Origin of the sequence: Mannheimia sp. ZY171111 (assembly GCF_017750945.1) — a bacterium.
Classification (GTDB): domain Bacteria; phylum Pseudomonadota; class Gammaproteobacteria; order Enterobacterales; family Pasteurellaceae; genus Mannheimia; species Mannheimia pernigra.
In genome coordinates, this window is the sequence record NZ_CP046532.1 from 463,012 (window position 1) to 478,005 (window position 14,994).

The window sequence follows — 14,994 nt, forward strand, 5'->3', positions numbered from 1 at the left end:
AATGACAGAATTACTTCGCTGTGAAAATATCAGCAAATTTTATGATGAAGGCGAACAGAAAGTTCAAGTGCTAAATAATGTTTCATTTTCAATGAACGAAGGTGAATTAATAGCCATTATTGGTAGCTCAGGTTCTGGCAAAAGTACCTTATTACACACACTTGGCGGGCTAGATCAGCCAAGCAGTGGCGAAGTTTGGATACGAGGGCAATCATTACAGCAGTTGAGCACTGATAAATTAGCCTTACTTCGTAACCAAAACCTAGGCTTTATTTATCAATTTCATCACTTAATGGCAGATTTTTCCGCTCTCGAAAATGTAATGATGCCGATGTTAATCGGTAAACAAAACAGAACGGAGGCGGCACATCGAGCTGAAAAAATGTTACAAGCGGTCGGATTAGCTCATCGAATCGCACATCGCCCTTCTGCATTGTCAGGGGGGGAACGACAACGAGTGGCAATAGCTCGTGCGTTAGTCAATAATCCCGCCTTAGTACTTGCTGATGAGCCTACAGGCAATTTAGATCAAAAAACCACAGAAAGTATTTTTGAGCTGATTCAACAACTTAACCAAGAGCAAAATATTGCATTTTTATTGGTTACACACGATTTGAACCTTGCAAATAAACTCTCACGCAATCTTGTGATGCGAGATGGGGTGTTAAGCGAGGAAAGCCTATGAATACGCCCTTTTTTATTAGCTGGCGTTATCAACGGGGAAAGCAAAAAAATAGACTGGTTTCATTGATTTCGCTGTTTTCAAGCATTGGCATTGCACTGGGAGTGACGGTGTTAATTATTGGTCTAAGTGCAATGAACGGTTTTGAGCGAGAACTAAACAACCGAGTACTTTCAGTTGTACCTCACGCAGAATTGATTTCGTTTCGGGACAATCAAGTTCAGCCAATTGCCGATAGCCAAAAACTAGAGGCATTGGTAAAAAAATCGGAAAATGTGACCGCTAGCTCCCCTTTTGTCAGCTTTACCGCCTTAATTGAAAACGGCTCACAGCTAAAAATCGCACAAGTGCGTGGGGTTGATCCATATAAGCAAGATAGGGTCAGTAAACTCAGCCAATTTATTCCATTAGAACAATGGCGAGCTTTCAGAGAACAATTTAAAGCGAATGACGATGGGTTAATTCTAGGGGCAGGTATTGCAAAAGCTTTAGGCGTCACCGTAGGCGATGAGGTTAGCCTGCTTATTCCCCAATCAACAAAAGATGGGAAACTAAATCAGCCATTGCGTTTTAATATGCCTATAACAGGTATGCTACGCTTAGATGGGCAATTAGATCATAGTTATGCCTTAATTCCTTTAAATAAAGCCCAAGAGTTGATGGGGTACCCACCGAATCAAATTTCAGGTATCGAAATAAATTTGAGCAATCCATTTGCTGTGCAAAGCCTTGTTATGCCACAGCTTAATGGCTATCCGCAACCACTTTATCTGAATACTTGGATAGAAAAATTCGGCTATATGTATAACGATATTCAACTAGTTCGTACTGTAATGTATATCGCAATGGTACTTGTCATTAGCGTAGCTTGTTTTAATATTATTTCCACATTGATTATGGCGGTAAAAGATAAACAAAGCGATATCGCTATTTTACGAACATTAGGGGCAAACAATCGCTTTATTCGCCGTATATTCTTATGGTATGGTTTGCTTTCAGGTATGAAAGGAGCATTATTTGGAATTGCTTTAGGCGTCATTTTATCACTAAATTTGACCGCTATTATTAAAGTTATTGAAGGCTTTCTGGGAATAAAACTACTTTCAGACGGAGTTTATTTTGTTGATTTCTTACCAAGCGAGTTACATTGGCAAGATGTGGGCTATGTATTAGTCGCCACTATTATCTTAAGTCTTTTGGCTAGTCTTTATCCCGCTCAGCGAGCCACGAAATTAGAACCAGCGAAGGTATTAAGTGGCCATTAATCTCATTGAAATAATAAATCGGCTAATTTTTTGGGGAAATCATTGATTAGCCGATTTATTTTTACTTAGGGGTTAAATGGGAAGAAGACTGGGATGAAAATAATCCCTAAAATCCAGAATATAATATTTAACGGTAATCCAATCTTAATGAAATCCGTAAATTTATAGCCCCCTGCACCATAAACCATTGTATTGGTTTGATAGCCTACAGGGGTCATAAAGCTAGTTGCTGCTGCGAACATTACAGCAATAATAAATGGCGATGCATCAACACCTAACATTTGAGCCGTTGAGATAGCAATCGGAGTCAGTAATACAGCGGTTCCAGCGTTGCTCATAAATTCTGTTAATATAGACGTCATTAAGTAAAGTACGGCAAGCACCGCTAATGGACCAAAATGCCCTACTTTGCCAAGTGTATTATCTACAATAAATTGTGCCGCACCACTATTTGCCATTGCCTCACCTAAAGGCAGTAAACCAGCAATCACTAAAATAATTTTCCAATCAATTGATTGGTAAGCTTCATCTGCCGTTAAACAGCCAGATAAACACATTATAACTGCACCAACTAAAGCACTTATAGCAATAGGAACAATACCTAATGCAGCTGTAGCAACGACACCCATCATCACCCACAAGGCAAATTTAGCACGCAAAGATTCTTCAGCTTTAAACTCACCAGAAGAGAGTACAATAAAATCTTTATCTTTACGTAAATCCTCCATATCTTCTTTAGGTAAGGTTAATAACAAAATATCACCCATTTTAAGACTAATGCCACGTAAACGCTCTCTAACAACTCGGCTGCGACGCTGTAAACCTAATACAGTAGCATCTTTATTCCAACGTTGCTGTAAAATTGGAATTGTTCCACCTGCCCAACGTGAAGTTGGCGAAATCATCACTTCTACCATCATTAAATCATCAAACTCTTCTTCAGGAATATCACGGCGACCATAAACAACATGATGTAAGCTATATTTTTCACGCACTCTCGCTAAATCATCGGACTCTCCACGCAGCAATAAGATATCATGTTTTTGTAGCACTTGATGGCTCGGAGTAGAGAGGCGTGTACCATTACGCAACAATCCAACAGCAAATAAGCTAAATTCTTCTGTTAAGCCTAATTCTGCTAAACTTTTACCAATTAATGGTGAATTTTTATTGACCCTTAATTCAGATACATATTTGCCAAATCCTACACCTTCTTCAAGCTGTAAATGAGATTCAGGTAGTAAGAAACGGCTCGTAAATAGTAAATAAACGACACCCACTAGGAAGAAAATAATACCTAAAGGAGCAAACTCAAACATACCGAAGCCAGAATGCCCTTGACTCTGTGCAATAGAGTTTACTAATAAGTTAGTTGATGTTCCAATAAGAGTACAAACACCTGCCATTTGAGAGGCAAACGATAAAGGGATTAATGCTTTGGAAGGGGCTAAATTAATATTTTGAGTCGCAGCAATCACAATCGGAATTAATACTGCAACTACCGCGGTATTATTTACAAAAGGAGAAATAGCTGCATTCACCCCGCATAAAACTAAAATAAAGACCCAAGGCGTTTTAACCTTTGACAGAAAACTACCTATGCTATCTAGTGCTCCGCTGTTTTGTAAGCCAGCCGCCAACACAAACATTGCAGTAACAGTCACTGTTGCGGAATTTGAAAATCCACTTAACGCTGATTTCGCATCAACTTGTCCTAATAGAACCAAAGAAGATAATACTAAAATGGCAACTGCATCCATACGAATTTTTTCGGTTGCAAATAAAAACACCGCAATAAATGTTACTGCGAGTGTTGCCAGTATATCCAAAGACATTTTTTACTCCAATTTTAACTATAATTCGGGTAGCAATAATAAATTAAGGCTCTGTGTTTGTCTCTAAATTTAACTTAAAAATACAAAAAGAGCTGATTACACAACTATAATCAGCTCTCTATTTTCTCATCAATTAACTACGATATTTCTGATGTTGCTTAACAGCCTTACGAATTTGCCTAATATTAGTACGACGGCGATTTGCAGTGACATCAACTTTCGTTTCCGTTTCAGCAGGCAATCCGACTAATTCACGCAAATAGTTCACTTGCTCAAGCCCCATTTCTTCCCAACCACCACGTGGTAAACCTTTATCTAATTTGATATTACCGTAGCGAATACGTATTAGGCGACTTACTTCCACACCTTGTGATTCCCATAAACGGCGAACCTCTCGATTACGCCCTTCGGTTAACGTCACATCAAACCATTGGTTTAACCCTGTACCACCAACGGTTTTTATTTGTTTAAAGTTTGCTGGACCATCTTCTAACTGAACACCTTTGCGTAACCGTTGTAACATTGCATCATCAATATTGCCAAATACACGCACAGAATATTCACGCTCCACCTCACGGCTTGGGTGCATTAAACGGTTTGCTAACTCACCATCTGTCGTAAAAAGTAATAAGCCTGAGGTGTTAATATCTAAACGCCCTACCGCAATCCAACGTGCACCGGTTAAGCGAGGTAAGCGGTCGAATACCGTTGCTCGACCTTCTGGATCTGAGCGTGTACATAACTCACCCTCTGGTTTGTAATACATCAACACTCGGCAAATTTCTTTTTGAGCTGGCTGCAAGTTAATTAAATGCCCATCAATACGAATTTTAGTAGATGAATTTACCTGCACACGATCGCCTAATGTTGCCATTTTTCCGTCTACACTCACACGTCCATTTGCAATGATTTCTTCCAATTCACGGCGAGACCCTTGACCTGCTCGTGCTAATACTTTTTGCAGTTTTTCACCCACCACTTTCGCTTTTTTCTCTTGAAGGCTAGCATCGCTAGCGGTCGTTTTTACGACTTTTTTTGCAACTCTAGAGTTTAAGAGATGAGCGTTTGAGCGTTGCGGCTTTCCTTGTAGCTGATCTGTTTTTTTTCCAAATTTACGTTCAGCGTTATTATTTGATTTTGGTTCACCTTTTTTAAAAAAAGAGCGAGTATCCGCATTTTTCTCTGTGCGGAATGTGTTGGTTGGTTTCTTTTGAAAAGTTGTCATAAAGTTCCTTTTGTCGCTTTCACAAGCGTCTGAATTTTTATTGCTCTCCCTTTTTAGAGGGGGCGAAATGATTAATTAAAAGGCGTCGGATCGCCCGAGCCTTCTCGAATTACTGCGGGTGAATTGTCTGTTAAGTCAATCACGGTTGTAGGTTGCTGCCCTAAGTAGCCACCGTGAATAATTAAATCAACACGATGTTCTAATTGTTCACGAATATCATCAGGGTCAGACTCGGTTATTTCAGTATCAGGTAACATTAATGAGCAAGAAAGAATCGGCTCGCCTAATGTTGCAATTAAGGCTAATGCAATCGCATTATTTGGCACACGAATCCCCACTGTTTTACGTTTTGTGAGCAGTCGGCGTGGCAGCTCTTTGGTTGCTGGCAAAATAAATGTGTAGGGATTTGGTGTATTATTTTTAATGAGACGATAGGCTTGGTTATTCACTAACGCATAGATAGAAAGCTCAGATAAATCACTACAAACTAAAGTAAAATTATGATTTTCTGGCAATTTACGAATAGCTACAATTCTATCCATCGCGTGCTTATCCCCGATTGCACAACCTAAGGCGTAACCTGAATCAGTTGGGTAAACAATTACACCACCATTTTTAATAATATCCACCGCTTGATTAATTAAGCGTTGCTGCGGATTATCAGGGTGAATATAAAAAAATTGCGTCATAGTCTCCAAGTCTTTGCTTTACAAAAAGCTTTATAAAAAATTGGGCTAATTATACACCAATATGCTTGAAGCTCTATAAATATCTATAATAATTGCTTGACTTATCTTTTTTGTACTAGTTTAATAGTGCAAATAGATTTTCTATAGGAATTATCAATGTCTTACTTAACTATTACTCAAAAAGAGCTCCCTTATTTTTCAGATACAACCTGCATTTATTATGCCTTATGTGAAGATCGCCCACATACATTATTACTAGACTCCGCTGAAATTCAGAGTAAAAACAGTTTAAAAAGCCTGTTGTTTGCTAAATCCGCTGTGCATATTTTTTGTGAAGATCAATATGTTACCTTTCAGGCATTAACCAAAAACGGTGAGTCGGTATTACCATTGATTGAAAAAGCATTAAACCAACTCTCGCCAGCGCCCACTTGTAAAATGTTAGAAAAAAATAACCGCTTGCAAGCAGTCTTTCCCACTATCAGTAACCATTTAGACGAAGACAGTAAACTCAAAACCACCACCGTTTTCGATGGCTTACGTACCGTAAGCCGACTGTTTGCAAACGCCCCATCGCCAATCTATTTAGGAGGGTTATTTAGTTACGATTTAGTGGCAAATTTTATCCCGATGGATAATATCCACTTACAAGATGATGGGCTAAGCTGCCCTGACTACAGTTTCTATTTAGCCGAACAGCTCGTCACAATCGATCACCAAACGCAAAAAGCTGTATTAAATACCTTCTGTTTTGAACCGAACGAACAAGCTAATCTCCATCAACAAGCGGTCGAATTTTCCCAAAAACTTGCAACTATTTCAGAAGCTGAACTTTCATTAGACATCGAAGAAGCAAGCGATGCGTCTACCACTCATATTGAAGATGAGGAATTTAAAGCGATTATCCGCAAGCTCAAGCATCATATTAACATCGGTGATGTATTTCAAATTGTGCCATCTCGTCGCTTTAGTTTGCCTTGCCCAAACACACTTGCTAGCTATAAACAGCTTAAAATAAATAATCCAAGCCCTTATATGTTCTATATGCAAGGGGAAAATTTCACTCTGTTTGGTGCTTCGCCAGAAAGTGCGTTGAAATATTCGCAAAACAACCGCCAATTAGAGATCTACCCCATCGCTGGCTCTCGCCCTCGTGGTTTTGATGAACAAGGCAATATCGATCCTGAATTAGATTCTCGCTTAGAACTTGAACTTCGCTTAGACCAAAAAGAGCTCGCCGAGCATTTAATGTTAGTCGATCTTGCTCGAAATGATGTAGCGCGAGTCAGTGAATCGGGCAGTCGCCGAGTGGTCGATTTAATGCAAATTGACCGCTATTCGCAAATTATGCACCTGGTTTCACGTGTAATCGGTACCCTTCGTCACGATTTAGACGCACTTCACGCTTATCAAGCCTGTATGAATATGGGTACTTTAACTGGTGCACCTAAAATTAAAGCGATGCAGCTAATTTATCAAGTAGAGCAGCAAAAACGTCATAGCTACGGCGGTGCAGTAGGTTATTTAACCTCAGAGGGCAATTTAGACACCTGTATTGTGATCCGCTCTGCTTTTGTTCAAAATCGTATTGCTTATGTACAAGCTGGCTGTGGCGAAGTATTAGATTCCGACCCACAAGCAGAAGCAGACGAAACACGCCATAAAGCACGAGCAGTGTTAAAAGCGATTGGGCAAGTAAATACAAAAACGAATACAAAAGCGTAAGGATAAACTATGGCAAATATTCTTTTTATTGATAATTTCGACTCTTTTACTTATAACTTGGTCGATCAATTCCGTGAGTTGGGTCATCAAGTAACTATTTTCCGTAACAACTATCCACTTGAGGATTTCTTAGCCAAAGCACAAAATACCCCAAACTGTTTGGTGGCACTTTCTCCTGGTCCAGGTACCCCTGCTGAAGCAGGGAATATGCTAGAAATTATTCGCCATCTGAAAGACAAAGTACCGATGATTGGTATCTGTTTAGGGCATCAAGCATTGATCGAAGCCTTTGGCGGAAAAGTAATACATACAGGAACGGTTCTACACGGCAAAGTATCTCGCATTGAACACGATAATCAAGCGATGTTTGCAGGCATCCACACCCCAATGTCCGTAGCACGTTACCACTCATTAATGGGCGATGAATTACCTGATGAGTTTGTCGTTAATGCGAAATTTGAACATATTGTTATGGCAATTCGTCATAAAACATTACCAATTTGTGGCTTTCAGTTCCACCCTGAATCTATTTTAACCGTACAAGGCACAAAATTATTAAAACAATCCGTTGAATGGCTATTAAAAAATAACCCGAAAACTGCTGAGTCTTACTTAGACTAAGACAAGCCGCCCTGGAATATCAAGCACATTGCCAGAAAATAAACAAGTTAAAAAGGAATACCGTATGCAAGCACTTTTAGATAAATTATTCTCCAACCAAGCCTTAACTGAAACGGAATCTAATACTTTTTTTAATCAAGTGATTAAAGGTAATGTGTCTAACGAACAACTTGCTGGTGCGTTAATTGCCTTAAAATTACGCGGTGAGACAGTTGCAGAAATTGTAGGGGCAGCCAAAGCAGCCCTTAAAAATGCGGCCCCTTTCCCAACGCCCAATTATCCATTTGCAGATATTGTCGGCACAGGTGGCGATGGACATAACACTATCAATATTTCAACCACAAGTGCGATTGTTGCCGCCACAATGGGCTATAAAATGGCTAAACACGGCAACCGTAGCGTATCCAGTAAAACGGGCTCCAGCGATGTATTAAGCCATTTAGGTATTCATATTGGCATTTCACCAGAAACTGCTCGCCTTGCCCTTGATGAAACCAATATCTGTTTTTTATTCGCCCCTACCTACCACGGCGGTTTTAAATATGCTGCTCCAGTTCGCCAAGCGTTAAAAACGCGTACCCTATTCAATATTCTCGGGCCTTTAGTAAACCCGGCTTATGCAAAACGCCAACTACTTGGGGTTTATTCTCCCGAGTTAATCGAAATCTATGCTGAAGCGGCCAAAGCCTTAAACTACACTCATACTATTGTAGTACACGGAGCAGGCTTGGATGAAGTTGCAGTTCACGGCAACACGCAGGTTGCTGAAATCCAAAATGGGCAGATTGAATACTACACATTAACCCCCGAAGATTTTGGTATTAAACGCCACGCTTTAGACGCACTGAAAGGGGGTGAACCTGCAGAAAATGCGAAAAAAGTGACCGCTATCTTACAAGGCAAAGGCGAACCAGCCCAAATTGATGCGGTAGCCGTAAATGTTGCTTTACTTATGAAGACATTCGGCGAAAACGATTTAAAAGCCAACGTACAAAAAGTAAAAGAAACACTCGCTAGCGAAAAAGCGTTTGAAACGTTGGTGAAATTGTCTCAATATAACGCTTAGTCACCATTAAGGAAACCTATGCTACAACTCTACTTTAATCCGCCGAAATCGTCGTGGTCGCTCAGAGTTTGGATTTTGCTCAAAACACTGAATATTCCGTTTGAGCCAAAAATCGTCCGCTACCAATCTAATTTAAACGCACAACGTCAACAATTTCAGCAGTTTTCTCCCACCGCAAAAATCCCTGTTTTGGTGGATAACGACCATACCATTTGGGACAGTTTAGCCATTACCGAATATGTGGCAGAAAGCTACCCACAAGTTTGGGCAGAAGATAAGACTGCACGAGCGTGGAGCCGAAGTGCGTGTGCGGAAATGCACTCTGGCTTTCACGTATTACGAGAAATTTGTGATTTTCGACCGCTTGATCGCATCACGTTAGCTGATATTCCTGACGAATTAGTCCACGAACTTGCTCGTCTTGATGCCTTATGGCAAGAGGGATTGAACCGTTTTGCAGGCAACTTTTTAGCAGGCGAGCAGTTCACCGCTGTTGATGCCTTTTTTGTGCCTATCGCATTACGCATTGAAACCTACAGCTTGCATCGCTATTTCAGCGAAAAATCTCTGGCTTACCAACGCCGTTTATTAACGTTACCCGAGTTAAAAATATGGTTGCAAAGTTAGGAATACTAATAAAAAAAAGCATTTACGACACCCCGATTTTTTTCGAGCGATACCAACAACTCCGCCAAAATCCAATTAGCATAAATGAAGTAGTGGAAAAGCCTATTATGTTTTCACTCTTACCTGATTTAACAGGCAAAAAAGTGCTGGATCTCGGCTGCGGCACTGGCGTGCATTTGACTCGCTATTTAGAACTAGGGGCGAAAAAAGTGGTCGGGTTGGATCTTTCAGCATTAATGCTGCAACAAGCAGAAACGGATCTTTCCGCTCGTTGGAAAAAAGGGCAAGATTTTTCGCTCTACTGCTTGCCGATGGAGCGTTTAAATGAGATCGCAGAAAGCGATTTTGATGTCATAACAAGCTCCTTTGCGTTCCACTATATTGAGAACTTTCCCGACTTACTTGCAAAAATTTCGGCAAAAATGACCGCTTGTAGCACACTGGTTTTCTCACAAGAACATCCGATTGTGACTTGCTACAAAGAGGGCTACCGTTGGGAGAAAAATGAAGCAAAACAACAAGTTGCATATCGGTTAAATTATTATCGAGACGAAGGTGAGCGAGATCGCAGCTGGTTTCAACAATCATTTAAAACCTACCACCGTACAATGGCAACCATTTTGAATGGTCTGATTCAAGGTGGATTTCGTATTGAGCAAATTGAAGAGCCAATGCTTACAGAAAAACCTGAATGGCACAATGAATTTAAAGATTTGCAGCACCGCCCTCCCCTGCTTTTTGTAAAAGCAACCAACGCTTAAGTGTTTATTTTGCAATCATTTGATTATTTTTTGCCAAAAAATATTTGCTTAATTTAAGCGAAAGCACTATCATTCACGCACCAGTACGGAGCGGTAGTTCAGCTGGTTAGAATACCTGCCTGTCACGCAGGGGGTCGCGGGTTCGAGTCCCGTCCGTTCCGCCACTAAATTTAAACCTCTGAGAAATCAGAGGTTTTTTTTCTTGTCTATCACGCCGTGATTAATGTTTGCAATCTACCCAAACCATTCAATCTCGTACTGGTCAAATTAGGGGAAATTTTCAATTCATCGAACATCGCTTTTAAATCGAAACTTTTCAATTCATCCATCGACTTTTCCATTAACGCAGTTTGCACAATCATCAAAATCCCCTGCATTAGTCTGGCATCGCTGTAGGCGATCACCTTTCTTGGTTCAAGCTGAAATTCAAACCATAATCGGCTTTCACAGCCTTCAATTTCGGGCAACGCAGCGAGCTCTGCTTCGCTTGGTTTGGGAAGCTCACGGCTGAGTTGAATTAACAAGCGGTATCTTTCTTCCCACGATTTGCAATGTTCAAATTTTTGATAAATGTCTGATAATGTCATAGTATCCTCAATAAATTTGCAAAAGATTTTAACAATCTGACCGCTTGTTGTTAATGATTTTCTGAAAATTTGTTAGAATAGGGTGTTTTTCGTATTACGATAGAGGAAATAATAATGGCATTAGTCCCAATGGTGGTAGAACAAACCTCAAAAGGTGAACGTTCTTACGACATTTATTCACGTTTATTGAAAGAGCGTATTATTTTTTTAAACGGTCAAGTTGAAGACCAGATGGCGAATTTAATTGTGGCTCAGTTGCTCTTTTTAGAAGCAGAAGATCCAGAAAAAGATATTTATTTATATATTAACTCACCAGGTGGTGTGGTAACAGCAGGGCTTGCGATTTACGACACAATGAACTTTATCAAGCCCGATGTAGCAACGCTTTGTACAGGACAGGCTGCCTCAATGGGAGCGTTTTTACTCTCTGCTGGAACAAAAGGTAAACGTTTTGCTCTTCCACACGCTCGTATAATGATTCATCAACCTTTAGGCGGTGCTAGAGGGCAAGCAACCGATATTCAAATCCAAGCAGAAGAAATTTTACGCTTAAAAGCAACGCTTACCCGCCGTATGGCAGAACACAGCGGGCAAGATTATGAAAAAGTGTTAGCGGATACTGAACGTGATAATTTTATGTCTGCTGAAGAAGCCGCTGAATATGGCTTAATCGACAAAGTATTAACCTCTCGCAGCGAGGTGGCATAATGGCATTTGAAAAAGAACCCCATTGCAGTTTTTGCGGTAAAAAACGCACGGAAGTCGATCAGTTAGTTGAAGGCACAGAAAGCCATATTTGTAATGAATGTGTTGAGGCGTCTTACGCATTATTGCGTGGTGAAGAAGCATCTTTAATTGAGGAAAACCAAGAAGATGATGCGAACTTTTTTACCAATGTACCAACGCCACACGAATTACATCAACATTTAGATGATTATGTCATTGGGCAAGAACACGCTAAAAAAGTGCTTTCTGTAGCGGTTTACAATCATTACAAACGCTTAAGAAGTGCCTTATCAAACCATGAAATCACAAATGGCGTAGAGTTAGGTAAAAGTAACATTTTACTCATCGGACCAACAGGAAGCGGTAAAACCCTGCTCGCAGAAACGCTTGCTCGCCGTTTAAATGTGCCATTTGCGGTGGCTGATGCAACCACACTCACCCAAGCTGGTTATGTAGGCGAAGATGTAGAAAACGTTATCCAAAAACTGTTAATGAAATGCGATTTTGAAGCAGAACAAGCTGAGCGAGGCATCGTTTTTATTGATGAAATAGACAAAATCACCCGCAAATCGGAAAGTGCTTCAATTACCCGAGATGTTTCAGGCGAAGGCGTTCAACAAGCCTTATTAAAACTTCTTGAAGGCACGGTGGCAAACATCAACCCACAAGGCGGACGCAAACACCCCAAAGGCGAAACTATTCCAGTTGATACGTCAAAAATCTTATTTATTTGTGGCGGTGCCTTTGCAGGCTTAGATAAAATTGTGGAATCTCGCACCAATACCCAAGGCGGAATTGGCTTCGGTGCGGCATTGAAAAAAGATAAAGAACGCCAAGATTTAACGGAATTATTCAAACAAGTTGAACCAGAAGATTTGGTGAAATTCGGCTTAATTCCTGAATTGATCGGTCGTTTACCTGTAGTGACGCCACTACAAGAGTTGGACGAAGAAGCTCTGATCCAAATCTTAACCGAGCCGAAAAATGCGATCATCAAGCAATATCAAGCCTTATTCCAAATGGAGGGCGTTGAATTGCACTTTACTAAAGAAGCATTAATCGCCATTGCAGGCAAAGCCATTGCCCGTAAAACGGGTGCACGTGGTTTACGCTCCATTGTGGAAAACTTACTGCTCGAGACAATGTACGATCTCCCAACCTTAAATGCGAAAAAAGTCACTATCGGCAAAGGTTGTGTGGAAAATGGCGACAAGCCAAAGGTAGAGTAAACTCAACAAGCGGTTAGATTTTTTAGGATTTTTGCAAAATGGCTTATAAACCCCTTTTTACGGTAACCACAAAAATGCTCAATCTCGTTGTAGAAATTTCCCATAAACTGGGAAGGCTACATTTTGAGCGTAACTTGCACCTGAGAAAGAATAACCGCTTGAGATCCATTCAAGCCTCATTAGCGATTGAAGCCAATTCATTAACACTTGAGCAGGTTACTGATATTATTGAGGGAAAACGAGTACTCGGACACCCCAAAGATATTAGGGAAGTTCAAAATTCCTATGATGCCTACGATGAAATGATGAATTACGATCCTTATTCGATCAAAGATTTTCTCAAGGCTCATCAATTTTTAACAGCAAATTTAGTTAATGAAGCAGGTGAATTTCGCTCAAAAGATGTAGGAATCTATAATTCAAATGGGCAGCTAATCCATATAGGCGCTCGCCCACAATTTGTAGAGAATTTAGTGCGTGAGCTTTTTATTTGGGCAAAACAAGATGATACGCCAGCTCTTATCAAAAGCTCGATTATTCACTATGAAATTGAAATGATCCATCCGTTTAGCGATGGAAACGGTAGAATTGGCAGACTTTGGCAAAATGTTGTTTTAACCAAATGGAATCCGATTTTTGCGTGGTTGCCGATTGAAACAATGGTTTACGAAAATCAACAACGTTATTATCAAATGCTTTCACTCGCAGACAGCCAAAATGATTCTACCGGCTTTATTGAGTTTATGTTGGAGATGATTTTGGAAACTTTAAGTGGGCTTAAGTAAAAATCCACCTTCATAGAAGGTGGCTTTGTTTCAGCCCCCAAGAAGGGGCAATTAAAATTCGAATTATTAGAAACCGAATTTTTACATATCCGATAACCTTGATTGTTTATCTTCTAATTCAATTTCACATATTTTCTCTGCATTGACACCTACGGTGTCCTCGCAGTAACCTCTCGACCAAAAATGATTGTCCCAGAGTTTATGCTTTCTCAAATATGGAAACTTATTAAATAGAAGTAAGTAAAAATCTTATCATGATAATTCCTTAGGATTTGGACCAAATCTATTTTCACCAACTTTACTATCTAAACAAGCAAAGACTAATAAAACAATTGCACCTATAAGAGGAATAATGCCTATTAATACCCACCATCCGCTACGATCTGTATCGTGCAACCGTCTAACCAATACGGCAAGGCTTGGTAAAAATGTAGCTAAGATATAAAGTGAGCCAAGAATACCTAGACCTGTTTCATAACTAATAAAACCAAGAAGTCCATCTAGAAAGCCGCATACGGATGCGAAAATAACATTAAATAATGAGAACATCCAATATTCTTTTCGTCTTGCTCTGCCGGAGAATGTTGCATATTTTTTAAGTACATCAAGATACCAATTCATAATCGTTTCCTTAAGTTAAAAAATTAAATTAATGGTTAAAAACCGTTGAAGATTCTAATTTAGGCTAAGAAATGTTACAATCCACAGCATTTACCCCTTACCACCCGACATAATACCCATAACCCCCACACTTTATAGGCACCATATGAAAGTACACGAAAAAATCAAATTATTGCGAGAAAATAATCATTGGACACAAGAAGAAATGGCTCAAAAATTAAGTATGACAACCAAAGGATATGCAAAAATTGAACGTGGTGAGACTATTTCTAATCTACCAAGAATAGAGCAAATTGCAGAAGTCTTTAATATGGATATTTGTGAATTGTTAGCTTATGGGGAAGAAGGTAAAATTTATATCAATCACTCAGCTAATAATCTCACTCATTCTTTTGTTTCATTGGGAAATGGAAATGAATATACTGAAAATTTAAAATTAATTATTTCTCACAAAGATGAATTATTAGCCCACAAAGAAGAAATCATTGAAAACCAAAAACGTGAATTAGCCTTATTGCGAGATTTAGTTGAAACACTAAAAAAATAAATA

General features: G+C 39.7%; 16 protein-coding genes, 1 tRNA gene and 1 pseudogene. 12 read left to right on the top strand and 6 right to left on the bottom strand.

Going from position 1 to position 14,994, the window contains the following annotated elements:
- Position 1: 1 nt before the first annotated feature.
- On the top strand, positions 2 to 685 hold the full coding sequence (gene lolD, locus GM698_RS02120; RefSeq protein ID WP_176808028.1) for a lipoprotein-releasing ABC transporter ATP-binding protein LolD: 684 nt from the start codon (positions 2 to 4) through the stop codon (positions 683 to 685).
- Positions 682 to 1,947, top strand: a complete 1,266-nt coding sequence (gene lolE / locus GM698_RS02125) for a lipoprotein-releasing ABC transporter permease subunit LolE (RefSeq protein ID WP_176808027.1) — start codon at positions 682 to 684, stop codon at positions 1,945 to 1,947. The genes lolD and lolE overlap by 4 nt, the downstream gene beginning before the upstream one ends.
- Positions 1,948 to 2,012: 65 nt before the next feature.
- On the opposite strand, the gene GM698_RS02130 is transcribed toward lolE, so the two are convergent.
- The 3 genes from GM698_RS02130 to GM698_RS02140 form a co-directional block, all read right to left on the bottom strand.
- Positions 2,013 to 3,782 carry an SLC13 family permease gene (locus tag GM698_RS02130; RefSeq protein ID WP_176809710.1) on the bottom strand — a complete coding sequence of 590 codons (1,770 nt, stop codon included), beginning with the start codon at positions 3,780 to 3,782 and terminating at the stop codon, positions 2,013 to 2,015.
- Positions 3,783 to 3,915: 133 nt separating this feature from the next.
- Positions 3,916 to 5,007: a 23S rRNA pseudouridine(2605) synthase RluB gene (rluB, locus tag GM698_RS02135; protein WP_176808025.1), complete on the bottom strand. Its 1,092-nt coding sequence runs from the start codon at positions 5,005 to 5,007 to the stop codon at positions 3,916 to 3,918.
- Positions 5,008 to 5,078: 71 nt separating this feature from the next.
- A complete protein-coding gene (locus tag GM698_RS02140) occupies positions 5,079 to 5,696 on the bottom strand; it encodes an L-threonylcarbamoyladenylate synthase (protein WP_159629260.1) in 618 nt (205 codons plus the stop codon).
- 156 nt (positions 5,697 to 5,852) lie between these two features.
- Here GM698_RS02140 and trpE point away from each other — a divergent pair, with 156 nt between their 5' ends.
- The 6 genes from trpE (at position 5,853) to GM698_RS02170 (ending at position 10,660) form a co-directional block, all read left to right on the top strand.
- Positions 5,853 to 7,421 carry an anthranilate synthase component I gene (gene trpE, locus GM698_RS02145; RefSeq protein WP_209289590.1) on the top strand — a complete coding sequence of 523 codons (1,569 nt, stop codon included), beginning with the start codon at positions 5,853 to 5,855 and terminating at the stop codon, positions 7,419 to 7,421.
- A 9-nt stretch (positions 7,422 to 7,430) separates the two neighbouring features.
- The gene (locus GM698_RS02150) at positions 7,431 to 8,042 is read left to right on the top strand and encodes an aminodeoxychorismate/anthranilate synthase component II (protein WP_159629258.1); all 612 of its coding nucleotides are present in this window, start codon (positions 7,431 to 7,433) and stop codon (positions 8,040 to 8,042) included.
- Between the two features lie 64 nt (positions 8,043 to 8,106).
- Positions 8,107 to 9,108 (top strand): anthranilate phosphoribosyltransferase, encoded by a 1,002-nt coding sequence (gene trpD, locus GM698_RS02155; protein WP_176809707.1) that lies wholly within the window; start codon positions 8,107 to 8,109, stop codon positions 9,106 to 9,108.
- A gap of 18 nt (positions 9,109 to 9,126) precedes the next feature.
- Positions 9,127 to 9,735 carry a glutathione S-transferase gene (locus GM698_RS02160; protein WP_176808022.1) on the top strand — a complete coding sequence of 203 codons (609 nt, stop codon included), beginning with the start codon at positions 9,127 to 9,129 and terminating at the stop codon, positions 9,733 to 9,735.
- 8 nt (positions 9,736 to 9,743) lie between these two features.
- Positions 9,744 to 10,496: a class I SAM-dependent methyltransferase gene (locus GM698_RS02165; RefSeq protein WP_209289770.1), complete on the top strand. Its 753-nt coding sequence runs from the start codon at positions 9,744 to 9,746 to the stop codon at positions 10,494 to 10,496.
- 87 nt (positions 10,497 to 10,583) lie between these two features.
- A tRNA-Asp gene (locus GM698_RS02170) sits at positions 10,584 to 10,660 on the top strand.
- Positions 10,661 to 10,705: 45 nt separating this feature from the next.
- Here the strand turns inward: GM698_RS02170 and GM698_RS02175 are convergent.
- Positions 10,706 to 11,083 (bottom strand): SufE family protein, encoded by a 378-nt coding sequence (locus GM698_RS02175; RefSeq protein ID WP_176808021.1) that lies wholly within the window; start codon positions 11,081 to 11,083, stop codon positions 10,706 to 10,708.
- A 114-nt stretch (positions 11,084 to 11,197) separates the two neighbouring features.
- On the opposite strand from GM698_RS02175, the gene clpP reads away from it, so the two are divergent.
- The 3 genes from clpP to GM698_RS02190 are packed head-to-tail and all read left to right on the top strand — an operon-like array spanning position 11,198 to position 13,823.
- Positions 11,198 to 11,791 (top strand): ATP-dependent Clp endopeptidase proteolytic subunit ClpP, encoded by a 594-nt coding sequence (clpP, locus tag GM698_RS02180; RefSeq protein WP_159629253.1) that lies wholly within the window; start codon positions 11,198 to 11,200, stop codon positions 11,789 to 11,791.
- A complete protein-coding gene (clpX, locus tag GM698_RS02185; protein ID WP_176808020.1) occupies positions 11,791 to 13,038 on the top strand; it encodes an ATP-dependent protease ATP-binding subunit ClpX in 1,248 nt (415 codons plus the stop codon). Before clpP ends, clpX begins: the two co-directional genes overlap by 1 nt.
- Before the next feature lie 38 nt (positions 13,039 to 13,076).
- The gene (locus GM698_RS02190; protein WP_176809703.1) at positions 13,077 to 13,823 is read left to right on the top strand and encodes a Fic family protein; all 747 of its coding nucleotides are present in this window, start codon (positions 13,077 to 13,079) and stop codon (positions 13,821 to 13,823) included.
- A gap of 81 nt (positions 13,824 to 13,904) precedes the next feature.
- Here the strand turns inward: GM698_RS02190 and GM698_RS02195 are convergent.
- Together GM698_RS02195 and GM698_RS02200 are read right to left on the bottom strand one after the other, a co-directional pair.
- Positions 13,905 to 14,045 (bottom strand): annotated as a pseudogene (locus GM698_RS02195) (hypothetical protein); the annotation flags it as partial.
- Between the two features lie 30 nt (positions 14,046 to 14,075).
- A complete protein-coding gene (locus GM698_RS02200) occupies positions 14,076 to 14,444 on the bottom strand; it encodes a DUF805 domain-containing protein (protein WP_176808018.1) in 369 nt (122 codons plus the stop codon).
- Between the two features lie 145 nt (positions 14,445 to 14,589).
- Here GM698_RS02200 and GM698_RS02205 point away from each other — a divergent pair, with 145 nt between their 5' ends.
- On the top strand, positions 14,590 to 14,991 hold the full coding sequence (locus tag GM698_RS02205; RefSeq protein ID WP_176808017.1) for a helix-turn-helix domain-containing protein: 402 nt from the start codon (positions 14,590 to 14,592) through the stop codon (positions 14,989 to 14,991).
- The last annotated feature ends 3 nt before the right edge of the window (positions 14,992 to 14,994 follow it).